Source organism: Bradyrhizobium sp. dw_78, assembly GCF_018449525.1.
Classification (GTDB): domain Bacteria; phylum Pseudomonadota; class Alphaproteobacteria; order Rhizobiales; family Xanthobacteraceae; genus Bradyrhizobium.
In genome coordinates this window covers 66,174-82,024 of sequence record NZ_JAAVUS010000012.1, presented here as the reverse complement: position 1 = coordinate 82,024, position 15,851 = coordinate 66,174, and the positions used below count along the sequence as shown (strand labels likewise).

The following is a 15,851-nucleotide window of genomic DNA, read 5'->3' as shown; positions in this document are numbered from 1 at the left end:
TTCGAATGAGGAATCGTTCGCGAAGGTGATCAACCTCGCCGAGATGCGCGCAAAGCTGCGCCCGGCGCCGCCGCCAGAACCGCTGATCAGTTCGCTCACGCGCGCCTTGGCGAATATCGACGCGGCATTTGCCTCGAACGGGACACCGACAGATGGTTGACCTTCCCACAGTCGGAAATCAGATCGTCACCTCGACCGCGCCGCAGTCGTCGGTGTCGCGCGGCGATATCCAGCAGAATGCTGACCTGATGGCGAATGCCATGTCCAAGGTGGCCGATACCACCATGGATATCGCCACCGACATGGCGAAGAAGCAAGCGGCGGACGATCTGCAAAATCAGAAGGTCACGCTGAACGCCGACGGCTCGGTTAACATCGTCAATCCTGCCAACTCGGTCATCTTTGGACGAGCCGGTGAGGCGTATGGCGCAGCCGTGCAAGCAGGCACGATCGCCCAGCACTCGAATGTCATCTCGCAGGAGATGAACGACATTCACCAGAAATACCCGACTGATCCGGCCGGCTTTAATGCGGCTGCCAATGCGTGGAAGGCCAGATACACCGCTGATCATGGCGGCGGCGAAGTCGGCCTCGCGATCCAGCAGCAGGCGGATCAGCTTCAGACCCAGCACTTCAATGCAATCACGAACACGGCCGCCAATTTAGACCTTACCAGGCAGCACGGCGCGCTCACGGCGACGCAGACCAGCGCCCAGGATGACGTGCTGGCCATGTTGCGCGGCGGTGCGTCGCTCGCCGATCCCGCGGTGCAGAGCCGTCTCGCACAGGTGGACGCCGCGATATCGGCCCGCGCGGCCAATCCGCTGTTCGGATACTCAAAGGAACAGGCCGACTTTGATCGGCAGACCTTTCACTCTGAGGCCGGCGCCAGCAGATGGTTGTATGACGTAGACTCGACCTACAAAAATCAGGGCTATGCCGGCGCTATGGCAAAGGCCCAGGATATCCTCGTCAACCCAGCCTACCAGCTTTCCCAGCCACAGCGCGAAGCCTATTTCCACAAGGCCACTGCCGACATTCGCGCCAACGAGGCGCTGCGCCATCAGGATGTGGCGGAAGCCCGAGCCTCATTTAACGACCTGTCGATGGTGAGCGCGGCCGGCGGCGAGGTCAGTTCTGACATGGTCGAGCATGTTGCCGATAGCGCGCGCAAGGCGGGCGACCCCGGGCTTGCCGCTGCGGTCTATTCCTCGTTCATCCGGAAGCCTCTGAACGACTCCTTCGGCCAGCAGCCGCTTGCAGAGCAGACCAAGCAGCTTGCGGCCCTGCACGGGGCCAATGCCATCACCTTCGTAAACTCGGCTCTGATCGCCAAAGGCTATTCCCCGATCGCAGCAGCCGGCATTGTCGGCAATGTGGTTCATGAATCGGGTGTCGATCCGACCGCTGTTGGCGACAATGGGACGTCCGGCGGCCTCGCGCAGTGGCACAATGAGCGGCTGACGGCGCTGAAGGCCTTCGCGGCTGCGCAGGGCAAGCCCGTGTCCGACCTACAGACCCAGGTCGACTTTATCGATCATGAGCTGCACACCACCGAAGCCGGCACGCTCGCCAAGCTACAGGCCGCCACGACGCCAGAGGACGCCGCTGGTGCGTTCATCGATTATGAGCGGCCGCAGGGCTGGACGCAGCAAAACCCCGCCGCTGGACTCGGCTACGAGTCCAGGAGGGCGTTGGCGCGGCAGATCTTCAACGGCAGGCCCGCGGACATGTCGATGGGGCCGGCCGGCAGCATGTGGCTCGAGGCCAACCGGGCGCGCACGCTCGGGACCGCCGCCTATACCCAGTGGCAGACGATCATGAAGGATTACCGCGAGAGCGGTAGCCGGCCGCCGTTGCAACTGGCCAATGACATTGTGAACGCCGCACGGGTGGCACGAGATCCCGCTCTGCTCGATACCATCGCCCACGACAGCGAGGTCATGGACCTTGCCGGACAGAGCGCACGCGCGCCACTGGTGGTGCAGCAGTCCAACATCACCGACCTGACCGCCGCGGGCAACGCCGGCCGTCTATCGCCCGGCAATTCGCAACTGATCACCGATCTGCAGCGCAGGTACAACGCGATCAACACCGGTCTGAACGAAAATCCGATCGCTACCACCGTGGCGAACTTCCCGGACAAGGTGAAGGATCCGGGGCCGCTGGACGTCTCTTCGGCCCAAGGGCTCGCCGCAGGACTCGCGGCGCGCAGCAGAATTGCCAAGTTCGGCGCGCAGAACTGGCAAACGGCACCGCTGTCCGTGCTCGACAAACAGGACGTTGGCCAGGTGCAGGCCGCTCTGCAGGGGCCGAACGGGCCGGACGTGCTCGCAGGTCTCTCGTCCGGACTGCAACCTCAGGACCTGACCACGCTGTTCGACAAGACGAAACTGGCCGACAGCATCACCGGCATGTCCCGGTCGGGTGACCAGGCCAAAATGAACGCTGCGTTTTCGTTCATGGATAGCCTGCAACGGCAGAATCCCATGCAATTCAACAAACAATTTCCCGACGGCTTGCGCGACCTGCGCGCATGGCAGTCGATGATCTCATTCTACACGCCGGACGCATTGGCGAAGAAGATGGAGACCCTCAACTTGCCGCAGGAAATCGAGGCCCGCAAGGCGTCCGATGACGTCGCCGATGAAGCGCTGAAAAACGTCTCGCCCGACAAGGTGGTGTCGAAATTCTCGACGGGCTGGCCCCTGATCGGGACCACCGCCAATGCGCCTGCGGGCGAGGCCCCAGCCATGGCTGCTGGAGCTTTGAAGGCCGATTACGATGCGAATTACCGCGAAGGATTTGCCGTTAGCCGGGACGCCACGATGGCGGACCAATACGCGATGGAACGGCTGAAGATGAAATACGCCGTCTCGCCGACGAACAATAACCGGGTTATGGCCTATGCGCCGGAAAATCCAGCCTACTATCCGATGGTCAACGGTTCCTACGATTGGATCGCAAAGCAACTCGATCAGGAGGTCGCGAACGCGCTTGGCGTCGAACAGTCGCCGCGCCGCTCGTATCCGAACGCCTACGAAGCGCGACAGCAGGGCGGCCGCAGCGCCGCTGACATCACGCCGTTCAGCAAAATCATCGAGGCGGGTAATAATCCTGCGCGCAATTTTTATAGTGCGCTTACCGATCTGCATCTGACGCCGGAGGAGCAGAATCTTTTCAAGATCCACCAATCGAACGTTACCGGTCCGGGCGGCGTCAGCTCTCCGGACGGTTCTCGCCTCACGCTTGCGGCGATACCGCAGGAGCACGACGGCCGCTATTACAGCATCCCGACGGTGTGGGGCGGCAAGGTGCTCACGGACGTGGCGCCGAATGCGGACGAGAGCGGGCTCGCCGCCAAGCCGTCGCAGCAAGCGCTCGAACATGTCGAAAGGGTTGGCTGGGACAAATTCCCGTCCTATGCCACGCCGGAAGCCGCTGCCGCACGGTATCAGCAGATGCAGCCCTACATGGACAGGGATGTGAAGTACGCGGAGGACAGACGCTCAATCGTCGGTCAGAGACAATACGCAGCGCCACGCGCGCTTGTATCTGATCCCACCACGCAGTCTGACATCGCTCAAGGCCGGCCGCCAAGCTATCAGGTCATTTTGCAAGACCCGAATGGCCGGTGGGGCATGATGATGGGTCAGAACGGTCGCCCCGCGCGCATCCGGTTTGACCCGAGCCAGCCGTACCATGACGAAGCCGTGCAGGCCTATCGCAAGAGGGACATCGTCAATTCGCCGATCGACAGCACGATGGCGATAGCGGGATAGGGCGACGCGCTTCGGTGCGTTGCGACTAAACGTTGGGCCGACTTTCATCGGTCTATGACCGATGAAACGCACGATGACTTCGCGCCCATCTATCTCGGCCGGGACATTTCCCCCGCAGCATTCGATGTTGCCCAACATCTCGCGACCGTACCGACGCTGACCGAGATCACCGCGCGATTAGGCGCGCTGCCTCGCGCAGCGCTCTTGGCTGCGGTCAAGGCCGAGCCGTCGATCTACGGGGGAATGATCCATGACGCCCGCGACAGTGCGGCATACCTTCGCGCGATCGCAGATACGTTTGAGGAGCTCGCTGATCGTCTTGAGGTGATCGGGAAGTGATCACCCGCCGCATCCGCGCTTTGGTTCTCGCTGCCCTTACAACAGCCATTACGCTGTCGTCGATCGCGGCCAGTGTCGCCGGAGTGCCCACGCCAGTTCCGGCGCTTCCCGATACTGAGCGGCGGACTTCTTACAGTATCACGGCATCGAACTGCGCCTGTGCGGTCAATTTCGCGATTTACGGGGATTCGACCGACTACCAGGATTGGGTCGAAGTCTGGTTGAATGGCGTCAACGTCGCCTTCAATGACCCGACGTTCGGATGGACGATCACCAGCCCGAGCGGTCCGCTTGCCAATTTGCCGCGTCCGATCACGAACGCTGTACTAACCTTCACGAATGTACAGACCGGGACCGTCCAGATCGTCGGCGCCCGCCGACCGCGGCGCGTCTCTCAGTTCAATGAGAACACCGGCGTTCCGGCCCGCAACCTCAACCAGGTGCTGACCGATATCGTCGCGATGCTGCGGGAGGTCTGGGACAAGATCAACGATGTCACTGGACGTGTGATCCGCGCGCCCGCCGGCGAGACGCTCGCCACGCTGCCGCCCGCCGCCAACCGGGCCAACATGGGAGCGTGCTTCGACAGCAGCGCAAATCTCACGCCCTGTATTGGCGCGCCATCCGGATCATTTGCGGCCGGCGACGGCATCACATTCACCGGCGCTAACCCCACCACCATCTCGACGCCAACCTTTGTCCCCGGCACTGGGATCGCTTTCACTGGGACTAACCCAACGGTGATATCGGCCGGAGGCAGCTCTAACGGCGCCGTACTCTTGCCATCAAGAGCAGCCGCAGCGGCAACCGATCTTCACACCTTCGGCATGATCCAGACTGGCGGCTATGCCCAGCCCGGCGATGGCGGCGGTGCGACGTTTAAGAATGTCGGATCGGCAGCCTTCATCGACAGCTTTGTCTCTTCAGAAACCACCACCAATGCCGGCGCTGGTTGTACGGCAGGTACTTATCCGGGGGTTAAAGCCACGGGGGGCGACGGTGTTGGGCTTACAGCCACAGTCACGATCTCCGGTGGAGCGATGTTGGCATTTAGTATCTCAAATGCCGGCAACGCGTACAACGTAAACAATGTCCTCACTTTGGGCGGTTCAGGATCTCTGGGCCGCGATTTGCCATGTACAACCCAGCCTACCATTACGATAACTGCCGTCACATCCCCTTTAGGCTCTTTCACCGACGCTGTCGGGAATCATTGGCAAATCATCGCGGATCAGAACACCAACATCCGCCAGTTCGGCGCGGTTCAAAATTACACTCATGCGGGCGGGGACGCCGCTGCTACCGATGACGGTCCCTCCATCAATGCCGCTCTGGCCTTTGCTGGCTATGTTGTCTATTCGCCTGATGCCGGTGGGCATACTAATGGAAGTGTGTACGTCCCGGCCGGCGCTTCCAAGGTCTGCAACGGACTGGTCGTGCCCATGGGAGTCGTCTTTCGTGCAGCGGGGCCGACCTCAAGCATCTTGAAGCAATGCGATAGTGATGGCCCCAATGTCACTTTTGTTGTCCTAGGTGATCGGGCGGCGCAACTCGCCTGCTTCGGCGTCTCCATCCGTGATATGCAACTGTTCACGGGAACCGGCGGTGCCGGTAGCGGCATCGCGATGCTGTATACGAATTGCGCACAACAAAACCTGATCTACGACAATGTCACTATATATCCGGGCGACCGCATATGCCTTCTAGGTGACACTGGTTACGGCGGCGCGGCGAACTTCAGTGGCCGCAACCTATATTGCAATCTCTACGGAACCACTACCAATCCGGGCGTTGTTATTACGTACGGTGCAGCATATATCCATCTTGTCGATACCGTGGTTGAGAGCGGGGGTCCGGTTTCGGGCACCTACGGCCTCGACATTACCACTGGCGGAGTGGTTGATATTGATGGATGGCATTCCGAAGGTCTTGCCAATCCAATCTATTCCTTCGTCACTGGCAGTACGATCGTCAGGCTTCACACTGTCACTGGCGGTGGTGGCGGAATCTGCCAAAATCTCATCACCAAGCAAAGCGGTAGCAATGCGGGAGCCCTTATCGTTGGCGGCGTAGAGCCGAACGGATGCACTACGACTGTCAACAACGGCGGCACTCTCGTTACCGGCGCAATCGGCGAAGATCAGGCATTCTGACGAATTTCAAGGTCCGCAGGTAGGCGCCAATATTATCGCGCCCACGGTTTTCTAACGTGATGTTGCAACCTTTCCGTGATGTCGCTATGCTTCGCGCGTCATGGAGGTTCGTGGGGCAGGCGTCGATCGATCAACCGCAATCGATTTTTTGCGTGGTGCCTCGATTCTGACTGTCGTCTGGTATCACTATGTCCAGATCCCAATATTGAATCATGGCTTCTATGGCGTCCTGCTGTTCTTCGTGATCAGCGGATATTGCATCCCATTCAGCGTTGAGAGTTCCCATTCTGGATGGCAGTTCTATGCCAAGAGATTGGGACGGTTGATGCCGGCTCTGATCGTCTGTGGTGCGCTCACGACATATCTGAAATCGAAGTTCCCAGAGCTGATGTTGTCGGATCGGCAGGTTATTTCGTGGTGGGATTATGTCAGTTTTTTAGTGTCGGCTCCGACGCTTGGAATTTTTCGGGTTCCTTTTCAAATGCCGGACGGAGCCTACTGGTCACTGCTTGTTGAGTTTCAGTTCTACGTTGTATGCTTCGCTGGAATAATCGTCGGCGCTCGGGATCGGTTGATCTGGTTCGTGTGTATTGTTGCGCTCTTGCACACGCTGACGACCGGATTGGCGATAAACGGTTCGTTTGATTTTTTTCCATTTTTTATCTGCGGCATGGGGATTGCGGCGATCGTCCGTCGCAAGGTCTCCACGGGAGTGGCGGCAATTCTCTTCGCTTGGGCTCTCGATCTGTATCATCTGAAATTTGGTTTTGTGCAGCCGTCGGCGCCAATAGGCCAAGGCAGGACCGAATTTCTTTGGGTCTCCACGCTTCTCGTAGCGGCCGCCGCCTTTTGCCCCCGCAACAGATACATAGTTGCGGTTTTACGCCCGATCTCATGGATCGGCTTGATCAGCTATCCGCTTTATCTGGTTCACCAAGAAATCGGTCTCATGATTATCAAGTGGCTAAACGTCCCGGCGAACGCATGGATATTACGCGCCGTTGCCGTGCCGGCTTGTATGGCTCTGGTGGCGTGGCTGGTCTATTTCTTCGTCGAGCGCAGGCTGATCAAGCCGCTGTCAGCTATTCTGTCAGGCAAATTTAAGCTTGACTCTGCCGCCCACGTTGAAGTCGTGGCTGCGGAATAGCTGCTTCCCTACCTTGATCTGGCGGTGCGTTGCGACACATCCATGCTCCCCTGAAGGTCATCCCGCAATGGGAGACCTGCCGTGGTCGACACCTCCGAAAATACGCGCTTCGCGATCTGCCTGCCGTTTACCCTGAAGCAGGAGGGCGGCAACTCGGACGATCCGCATGATCCCGGCGGCCGGACGCATAAAGGCATCATTCAGCGGGAATACGACAAATACCGGCGGTCAAAGGGTCTGCCGTTGCGCAGCGACTTCCTGTCTCGACGCTGCGCAGCCGACTAAGGCAGCACAAAGCGCTACGACAATCCAGATCCTCATTGCAAAGAAATCTCCCCCAGGCCCGGCGGTATCCAAGCGCAACCGAAGGTCGAAGGCAAGAGTGCCAAGCCTAGCGCAACCTCCGCGCGCGCGAAAGCGTCCCGATGGGATGGGTCAGACTTCGTCTTTCGGCTTGAATCTTGACAATCTCCCTCTTGGCCGGCGAGGCCGCTTTGGCTTTTCCGTTTGCTCCCGAAGTTTCAAAAGTTCAGCGTAGCCGCCGCTCGGGAACGCTGGTCCTGACCGCCATAGCCGGCGAGGCGAAAAAGTCGGTAGCGGCTTTGGCTTGGTCGCCTCCAAAATCGCTTCGACATCCTCCTTGATGAGTACCATGCGGTTGCCGAGAACGCGGCAAGCCCCGATCTCCCTCGCTAGGTTGCGCACGCGCCGCTCAGACCAGCCGAGCCGCCTTGCCAATTCCTTGGGAGTGATGACGTCTGGTGCATCCATGGCCTAGCCATGCAAACACGATTCCCCGATGAGGGGAAATTAATTGAAAAATCACCAAATCAATGAGAGTATGTCTGTGGGTGTCGAAACCCGGACCAGTGACTACCCGCAATCCATCTAAGGATCAGTGCTCTCGATTGGCGTCGAGGGCCGCGGATATGAGCCCAGGGGCTCAACGGGCACGCTTGGCGGCGTGGCTCCGACCGGCCGAATATGGCCGGGGGAGAGCGCGCTGTCCAGCGGGAAACCGTAAAAACGCTCTACCAGTCTCACTGGCTGGTTTCGACCCCCCGGCTGTCTCGTCTGACACGGGGCGACGGCTGTCGAAAGCCGAAAACCAGTGAGCCTTCTCATGACAACCTTAACGCACGGAAATTCCCCACCGGTCGACGCGTCGAGTGTATCTGCGCCCGCTATCAGTACCCGTAGGAGTTTCCTCATGAATTCAATCGTTGCACTGCCGATCGCCACGTTCGTTCCGACGAGCGCCCCGGACCTTCCGGAGCGCTACAGCTCGAATGGTGACGAGGTTCTTATCGAGCTATTCGATCAACTGCAGGACCTAAAGCTGCGCCTCGGTCTAGCGTCCACTGAAACCTCCGCTCGGCGCAAAGACTACCTAAAAGCCAAACCTGAGATGCCCGAGGCATTACGCTGGCGTCTCGACGACCCAGTAGGCTACGTGATCCGCACCGAGGATGGGAAAAGGCAGCTTTGGTGCAACACCGGTGAACTCGAAAACTGCCGCGGCCGCGAGTTTAGGCAATGGGCCTTCAAAGGCTCCGAGGATGATTACAAAAAGCTCCACCTGGAGAGACCGGAGGACACGGACGGTCTTCCGCCAGTCAAAGGGTTTGAGCATCTATGGGAATCCTGGCCGGATACTCACCGTCAAAAGCGGGCAACTGAGCTGCTTTCAGTCTGGGACAACTATAAGCGAGCCATCCATGAAGTGGGGGAGGCAACGGGAATTCGAGAGGCGAACAAAGCCGAAGACGAGATCTCGGACCAACTATATAGCGTCTTCGATCGGATGACGAAGATCCAGGCGCAAACGCCCGCAGGCTTGCGAGTTCAGGCTATCGCTCACGTTCTCTACTTGCACGACGGGATTATCAAGGAATCGCACTACGAAGAGTTGGGCATGATCGTCCGTTTGCTGTCATCACTCAGCGGCTTTCCGATCGAGCGAGACGAAGAAGAAGCCGCGTGAGACATCTCCGCGAGATGCGCCGGCGTAACCGGCCGCATCTCGCGCCAGGCGGCTAGGTTGCCCGACTCGTAACCTGACGACCCATTTCCTGATTCGCCTATTGGTTGAAATAACTAACGATGGTATACTGATCTTTGCTTGCTGTTAGTGGGGGGATTAATTGGTGAGCACCGGTCTCATTGCAAATATCGAACAGTACAAGACCAAGCTTTTTGAATTGTACACACGCTTTCGATACAACGAGTTGATCTGCGACGAGCTCATGCGGCGCGCCAGTCAAATCGAGGGGCTTGTCCGATGGTCCGTCCTTATCTCCGTCCTTATCTCGTTGGTCACCGGTGCGCTTGACAAGCTTAATCCGCCAGCGCTTACGCCCGTATGGGCTGTATTCGGTGCTCTCGCTACGTTCCTAGCGATTTATAGCCTGGTCGTTGGCAGCGGTGGAAAACGTTTCGAATGGTTCGGTCACGCCGCACGCTTCCATGCCCTCGCCGAGGAAGTGGAATTTTTCTCTGAGTACGTGAAATTGGGGAAAATCACGGAGAGCGAACTACTCGATCGCTGGCAGGCATTCAGCAAGAGACTGGGGGATCTTCTCCACCAGTGCGGGGTAGAGCATCGCGACTATGCACGTGACAATGCGGCCACATTGAAAAGCAAAATTGAAGCTGTTTTGAAGGACGAAGGGAAAAGTAACGGCGATCGTGATAATACTGCAATTCATTGAATAGCTGATCTCTTGTTCCTATGTCCGTACGCATTTGGGAGAATGGAAGATGCTAGAAATCACGCTGCCTCCGTTGCCGGGGCCTGCACCGTCAAAGCCCATCGCTCCGGGCCAGCAATGGCCGAATCCCAAATAATAATTACGCTGCGCCTAACACGTCGAATTCGGCCGCCTTACCGTGCCGCGTGATTTTCTCCCGCTGCGGCGGTGGCCATCAAATATCGCGAGGATGATCTGCCTCGCGGCGGCCGCAGATGAGTGCCTCCCGTAAGGCAAGCTGCCGCTCGGACCGAATCGGCCACAGAGACAAGACGAATACGATCACCATGAGCGCCACGAGCACTGCCATTAAGAGCAGCGCTTCCACGTACATCCACACCCGTATATTGGACAGATGTTGGACACTCGGCGAGGCGGATTGCCTAAGTGCTTGATTTTGCTGGCGCTCCCTAGCGGAATCGAACCGCTCTCTCCACCGTGAAAGGGTGGCGTCCTAACCGATAGACGAAGGGAGCTAGACTATTGGCCATAAGGCCACGGCCCGGCAGACGTATAATGACCTTTCGGCAGCCGGGCAAGCCGCCGATATCAGGCTTCTGGGGGCAAATCGGGCATGTTCCAGCACCCGGAATAGCCCATGATTCCATGCCGGTTGCAACGGTTTTTAAAGCACCGCGACAGTAAAGGGCGGCTCCAGGAGCAACCCGAATGAAGGCAGGAACCAGGAAACGGGACCCGCGCAAATCGCTGCGCCGGCCCGGCTGGATCACCCTCGACGGCGGCTTTGCCGCACGGCCATGTGTGGTGCAGGACATTTCGAGTTCGGGCGCCATGATCACGCTTGACGATCCCAGCGCGTTGGCCGGCCGGTTGCGGTTGGCATTTTCGCGCGATGCCAGAACGGGACATAGCTGCGAGGTGGTCTGGCGCCGGGGAAAGTCGCTGGGCCTGAAATTCGTGCGGTAGCAAAATCGGCCTGCAAGCGATAAACAGGCGCGATGCGGACTGTCTTCCTCGCCATGCTTGTTACCGTCCTGTCGGGCTCGACGGTTCTGGCCGATCCGGCGGCCCGCCAAAAGCCGGACTATGCCGTCTCGCCCGGCAGGCTGCTCCCGGTCAAGGGCATGGGCGCCGGCAATCCCTGCGCCGCGTTCGGTCCCGGCTTTATGAAAGTTGAGGGTACCGATACCTGCATGAAGGTCGGCGGCGCCGTTCGCGTTGATGTCAGCGGGTCCGCGGGGCCGCGCTGATCGAGCAGAAAGCCCCCCTCCGTTGCGCCCTGACATCCTTGTTCCCGTCATGATGTGCTGCGCGATGCTGTGGTGGATCGGCCGCAGGCTGAGCTGGACCAGGCGGCTGGCGGTGACGGCCGTGACGTTGGCCGTCATCATCGGCGTTTTGCTGTTCGAGCGTGGCGGCTTCTGATCGGGGTTCGACGCCGCTCGTTGGCGCGCTACGACATCGGCGGCGCGAGGAATCGCTGAAAGCCCGGACGGCGGGAAAATTGCGCAAACCAGCGTTCAAGATGCGGCAGCTTCGGCTTGCTGATGCCTTCGACGCCGAACCAGCGCCGGGCGTAGGCCCCGACCGAGATGTCGGCCAGCGTGAAATCGTCGCCTTCGAGGAAGCGCCGCGTCGCCAATTGTTCGTCGGCGATCCGCCAAACGATAGCCTCCGCGTCGGCGTCCTTCTGGATCGCAACCATGTCCCGCTGTGCCGCAGGGGTGCGCACCAGCGCCCAGAATACCGGACGATCGGCCGGCTGCACGGTGGAAAGCGTCCAGTCGAGCCAGCGGTCGATGGCCGCGCGCCGTTGCGGCGCTTGCGGGTAGATTGGCGATTCCGGACGATAGGCCAGCGCGAGATAACGCATGATCGAATTGGATTCCCAGAGCACGAAGTCGCCATCCACCAGCGTCGGCACGCGCGCATTGGGGTTCATCGCAAGGTAATCAGGCTCGCGATTGCGGCCGAATGCCATGCCGGCATCGATCCGTTCATAGGCGAGGTCGAACTCCGCCAGGCACCACAGCACCTTCTGCACATTGACCGAGTTGGCCCGGCCCCAAATCGTGATTTGTCCCTTGTCCGGCACGCGTTTGCTCCGATGGCCCATTGACCTTGTTCGCGGGTCATATCGGAATTTTCGGAAGCGCGCACCGCCTTAAAAAATAGCGCCACGCAAAAAGCCCCGCGCATGGCGCGGGGCCCGATGTGCATGGCCGCAATATTCAACGACCCAGAAACAGCCACAACAAGATAATCACCGGTATAGGCACGCCTAAAAGCCAAAGCAGAATTCCTCGTCCCATCGTCTCCTCCTTCAAAGCTTTCATTGAAGAGAGAACGTGCGAGGGGAGAGCTTGTTCCTGCAATGGGTGAAGCACCGCTTACCAATGTCCTGTGTTCGGCATCGAAGCCCATGGCTCTGCGGGCGGCTTGGCCTCGCCCTTCTGCAACAGCTCGATCGAATGCAGATCGGGCGATCGGACGAAGGCCATCTGGCCGTCGCGCGGCGGGCGGTTGATGGTGATGCCGAGCTTCATCAGGCGGTCGCAAGTGGCGTAGATGTCGTCGACCTCATAGGCGAGATGACCGAAAAAGCGATCCTCGCCGTATTTCTCTTCATCCCAATTATAGGTGAGCTCGACCAGCGGCGCGCCGCGTGTCGCAGGAAGATTCTTCAGCAGACTCTCATCCTGGGGTGCGCACAGGAACAACAGTGTGAATCTCCCTTTCTCATTGTCGATGCGGCGCACCTCCTTCAATCCCAGGGCGTCCTGATAGAATTTCAGCGCGACATCGAGATTGCGGACACGCAGCATGGTGTGGAGATAACGCATGTTCTTGCTCCTTGAACATTTGGAGATTTTGCCGTGTGGGTTCGGGCGGGGCATTGAATAGCAGTAAAGTGGCGCAGAGGGCAGGGGCCGTGCGATGTCTGGAGGAGTAAATACGATGAGCGGCGAATGCGGTTCGGGCTCGCCGGCGGTCGAGCGGTTCTTCGTGGCCCGGAAATCCGGTCTGTGCGGCGTGTATTAGCGCGGGCCTGCCTGCAAAAATTTTCGGGCCGGAAGCGCCGTTTGCTGTTCAGGTGTCGGCCATGTCCGAAGATCATCCGGTTCCCTGAAGATGCCTGTCGATCTTTCCAATACTTTTCTTTTTTTTAATCCTTTGCCGACATCGTATGTCGCGGGCGGGTAGAGAGTATGCGTACCGTCCGCGGTGTGAGTACACCCCGTCTGAAAAGGGCGGGGTGTTTCGCGTTAGGGCCGGAGTTTTGCTGGCGGCCGTTCGCGACGCCAGCCGATCATCTTCCGCTTCTCGACGCTCATCCGCACAGGCTGTATTGTGCGCTGCCGGAAGGGCGGCGGCTTTTTCATGCAGAATGGGCTCTATTCCATCCACATCCACATGCTCGACGGCGTAAAAGGCCGCGACAGCGGCGTGCTCATTCTCCGCGACGGTGTGCTGTTCGGCGGCGGGCCTTATTTCTGGTCCGTCGGCACTTACACCGTCGGCGGTGGAACCTGGAAGGGACAGCTCAGCACCAATCAGCACACGCCGTTTTCCGATCCGTTCATCCGGCCGTTATTTGGCGGGCAGGAAGTGACCAGCGGATTTTCCGGGACCTTTGCCGCCGGCCGTGCCGAGGTTTTCGGCACCACGCTGGCAGGCAATCGCAGCCTGAGTTTTCGCGCGACGTTGAAGAAGCTGGCGGATTGATGAGCTGTAGCGTGGCGATGAGATCGTCACGAAAGGCCGTATATGACGGTTCTTAATGGCAAAGAAAACCCCGCACAGGGGGTGAGCGGGGTTTTCGGCCGCCAGCGTCTGGGGATCGCAAGGGCGCGTCGTCGCTGGCGTCGTACGCCGAGACATAGGCACTCAAGGCCAGAAAACAACAGCGCCCCCTAAGCGGAGTATATTCGCTAGGTGGCGCTGCTCTATTCACTGGGCCCTTAAATCCCCAGCACAAATTAGGTCTAGGGATCCGAGCAAAAGGTTCAAAACAATTTACGCTGAAAACGCAAGGACTTCGCCGAGCGATGCCAATGGAGGGAACAAGTCGCGCGGTCGCCACAGGTTTCGCGACCTTGAAAGGCGGCTCGGAGAATTTCACGCGAATGTGAGACACATGGCGGGCTGACCGCAACGCTGTTCCGGCGCTGTCTCATGGAAGGCTGCTCGGTCCGACCGCAGGCAAAGCCGGTTCTGAAACTGGACCTGTGAACTGGGCTCGCGAACTGGACTTGGTCCCTTTGTTATTCGGCTTATTTGTCGGCACGGTGTTTGCGAGACGAATGCGACGCGATGCCGATAAATCCGGCGAAGGCCAGGAGGTTGATGAGGACTTCGATCCACTGCATGCCGAGGCAAACCGCGTCGCGGGCGTTGGTTCCGCGCGGGTATTTGTAGTGGCCGGCTTTGACCATTCGAGGGCCTTCGGAACGTCTCCAGGCCGAACGGATTACTCGGCAGGTTCCGTCTGTTCCTGCAGCAGTCGGACAAGAAGCGCCATGCTGCTATTATCCTCGCGTCTCGGCGGTGGAGGCGGCACATCTTTCCGGCGCAATCGTTTGAACCACTTGAAAATCACGGCCATTCCGTTCGGGTGACGATGTCACGGCTCAATGCCGAAAACGAATAGTCGTTCCTTAAATCAAATCATTTGTTTCAGGGCGCGTCTGGCAGCGGGATTCCGGGCCAAGGCTGAGCGGCTGTGATTGCCGATGGTCCGTCGCATTTGTCGTGGCGGTTGTTCATGGATCGTTGCTGCGACAATTGCCGGTTGCCCTGAGAACGATCGGCTCCCTGCAACCATTGAAAAATTTCGGCGTTATCTTGCGGTTCTCAATGGAGGAGTTGCGCATGAAAAAGACATTGGCAATTCTGGCGACCGTGGCCGCCGTCGGCGTTACCGCAGTCACCGCGCCGCCCGCCGAGGCGCGGGGGTTCGGCTTCGGACGCTTCGGGCCAGGTCTCGCATTCGGGCTGGCTGCGGGCGCGCTTGCCGCGGGCGCCTATGGCGCCTGGGGGGCGCCATATTCATATTATGGTCCCAGCTATTATGGCTACGGCTATCCCGGCTATTATCGTCCTCGCTATTACGGTTATTACGGTCCTCGCTATTATGCCCCCGCCTATTATGCGCCGGCCTATTACGGCTCCGGACCGTATGCCTATTACGGCGGACCCTATTATCATCGCCGCTACTGGCGCCATTGGTGAAGCAAAAAGCCCGGAACATCGGTTCCGGGCTTTTTTGAGTGTCGCTTTTCATCCGCTACGCAGGAGTCTGACAGCACACAGGCGATCACGCGATTTCAACCACGCTACCTCAACAACGACTCCAGCAGACGAAGCGACGGACTCTTTCCGAGGACCCGAGTATCCGAACGTTTTCAAGACCAGAACGGTTTGCCCTCGAATCCGTTCAGCGCGTTTTCGAGTGTCGTCGTACAATATTGCTCACGTTCCCGCTCGAATTTTTCCTGCGTGGCCTTGAATCGCGCGACGCGTGCCGCGATTTCTTCCCGCGCACGCGCGAGGCGATCTTTTTGTTCGGTCATTGCCGGTCCTTTTTAATTTTGAGTCTTACTCGTAATGTATTGGCCGCCGGGATTGGGGCGTGAATGGGACACGGCGTTGCAAGACTGTGGATGCTTTGTTCACACGCAATCTTCCCGGTGGATAAGAGCCATGCCGCGCTTGTTGC

At 59.0% G+C, this 15,851-nt stretch carries 17 protein-coding genes and 1 tRNA gene; 13 read left to right on the top strand and 5 right to left on the bottom strand.

All coding sequences use genetic code 11. The annotated features are described in order from the left end of the window. The first annotated feature begins 25 nt into the window (after positions 1-25). From HB630_RS28710 to HB630_RS25280, 8 genes are all read left to right on the top strand, one after another. Complete coding sequence (locus HB630_RS28710) at positions 26-160, top strand: hypothetical protein (RefSeq protein ID WP_276571642.1); 135 nt, start codon at positions 26-28, stop codon at positions 158-160. Next, entirely contained in the window at positions 153-3,782 is a 3,630-nt protein-coding gene (locus HB630_RS25310) for a phage tail tip lysozyme (protein WP_213775433.1), read from the top strand. The genes HB630_RS28710 and HB630_RS25310 overlap by 8 nt, the downstream gene beginning before the upstream one ends. A 54-nt stretch (positions 3,783-3,836) precedes the next feature. Then, complete coding sequence (locus HB630_RS25305) at positions 3,837-4,121, top strand: hypothetical protein (RefSeq protein ID WP_213775432.1); 285 nt, start codon at positions 3,837-3,839, stop codon at positions 4,119-4,121. Further along, positions 4,118-6,274: a hypothetical protein gene (locus tag HB630_RS25300; protein ID WP_213775431.1), complete on the top strand. Its 2,157-nt coding sequence runs from the start codon at positions 4,118-4,120 to the stop codon at positions 6,272-6,274. Before HB630_RS25305 ends, HB630_RS25300 begins: the two co-directional genes overlap by 4 nt. Positions 6,275-6,374: 100 nt before the next feature. Further along, positions 6,375-7,421, top strand: a complete 1,047-nt coding sequence (locus HB630_RS25295; protein WP_213775430.1) for an acyltransferase — start codon at positions 6,375-6,377, stop codon at positions 7,419-7,421. A gap of 81 nt (positions 7,422-7,502) precedes the next feature. Next, the gene (locus tag HB630_RS25290) at positions 7,503-7,706 is read left to right on the top strand and encodes a glycosyl hydrolase 108 family protein (protein WP_346656139.1); all 204 of its coding nucleotides are present in this window, start codon (positions 7,503-7,505) and stop codon (positions 7,704-7,706) included. Positions 7,707-8,631: 925 nt separating this feature from the next. Continuing rightward, positions 8,632-9,405 carry a hypothetical protein gene (locus HB630_RS25285; protein WP_213775429.1) on the top strand — a complete coding sequence of 258 codons (774 nt, stop codon included), beginning with the start codon at positions 8,632-8,634 and terminating at the stop codon, positions 9,403-9,405. Between the two features lie 163 nt (positions 9,406-9,568). Beyond that, complete coding sequence (locus HB630_RS25280; protein WP_213775428.1) at positions 9,569-10,132, top strand: hypothetical protein; 564 nt, start codon at positions 9,569-9,571, stop codon at positions 10,130-10,132. 440 nt (positions 10,133-10,572) lie between these two features. Here HB630_RS25280 and HB630_RS25275 read toward each other — a convergent pair. Then, positions 10,573-10,647: transfer RNA gene (locus HB630_RS25275), tRNA-Glu, on the bottom strand. Positions 10,648-10,840: 193 nt separating this feature from the next. Between HB630_RS25275 and HB630_RS25270 the strand changes: the two genes are divergently transcribed. Genes HB630_RS25270 through HB630_RS25260 form a run of 3 tightly spaced genes read left to right on the top strand, consistent with a single transcriptional unit; the run spans position 10,841 to position 11,557 of the window. Beyond that, positions 10,841-11,098: a PilZ domain-containing protein gene (locus HB630_RS25270; RefSeq protein ID WP_213775427.1), complete on the top strand. Its 258-nt coding sequence runs from the start codon at positions 10,841-10,843 to the stop codon at positions 11,096-11,098. A gap of 32 nt (positions 11,099-11,130) precedes the next feature. Beyond that, entirely contained in the window at positions 11,131-11,382 is a 252-nt protein-coding gene (locus tag HB630_RS25265; protein ID WP_249781054.1) for a porin, read from the top strand. Between the two features lie 22 nt (positions 11,383-11,404). Next, positions 11,405-11,557 (top strand): hypothetical protein, encoded by a 153-nt coding sequence (locus HB630_RS25260; RefSeq protein WP_249781057.1) that lies wholly within the window; start codon positions 11,405-11,407, stop codon positions 11,555-11,557. Between the two features lie 28 nt (positions 11,558-11,585). On the opposite strand, the gene HB630_RS25255 is transcribed toward HB630_RS25260, so the two are convergent. Together HB630_RS25255 and HB630_RS25250 are read right to left on the bottom strand one after the other, a co-directional pair. Continuing rightward, on the bottom strand, positions 11,586-12,227 hold the full coding sequence (locus HB630_RS25255; protein WP_213775425.1) for a glutathione S-transferase N-terminal domain-containing protein: 642 nt from the start codon (positions 12,225-12,227) through the stop codon (positions 11,586-11,588). Positions 12,228-12,522: 295 nt separating this feature from the next. Continuing rightward, positions 12,523-12,975: a VOC family protein gene (locus tag HB630_RS25250; RefSeq protein WP_213775424.1), complete on the bottom strand. Its 453-nt coding sequence runs from the start codon at positions 12,973-12,975 to the stop codon at positions 12,523-12,525. Positions 12,976-13,513: 538 nt separating this feature from the next. Here HB630_RS25250 and HB630_RS25245 point away from each other — a divergent pair. After that, entirely contained in the window at positions 13,514-13,858 is a 345-nt protein-coding gene (locus HB630_RS25245) for a GrlR family regulatory protein (RefSeq protein ID WP_213775423.1), read from the top strand. 548 nt (positions 13,859-14,406) lie between these two features. Here the strand turns inward: HB630_RS25245 and HB630_RS25240 are convergent. Then, entirely contained in the window at positions 14,407-14,568 is a 162-nt protein-coding gene (locus HB630_RS25240) for a hypothetical protein (protein WP_213775422.1), read from the bottom strand. 436 nt (positions 14,569-15,004) lie between these two features. Here HB630_RS25240 and HB630_RS25235 point away from each other — a divergent pair, with 436 nt between their 5' ends. Further along, positions 15,005-15,364 carry a hypothetical protein gene (locus tag HB630_RS25235; protein ID WP_213775421.1) on the top strand — a complete coding sequence of 120 codons (360 nt, stop codon included), beginning with the start codon at positions 15,005-15,007 and terminating at the stop codon, positions 15,362-15,364. 173 nt (positions 15,365-15,537) lie between these two features. On the opposite strand, the gene HB630_RS25230 is transcribed toward HB630_RS25235, so the two are convergent. Continuing rightward, the gene (locus tag HB630_RS25230; RefSeq protein WP_213775420.1) at positions 15,538-15,705 is read right to left on the bottom strand and encodes a hypothetical protein; all 168 of its coding nucleotides are present in this window, start codon (positions 15,703-15,705) and stop codon (positions 15,538-15,540) included. Positions 15,706-15,851 lie beyond the last annotated feature (146 nt).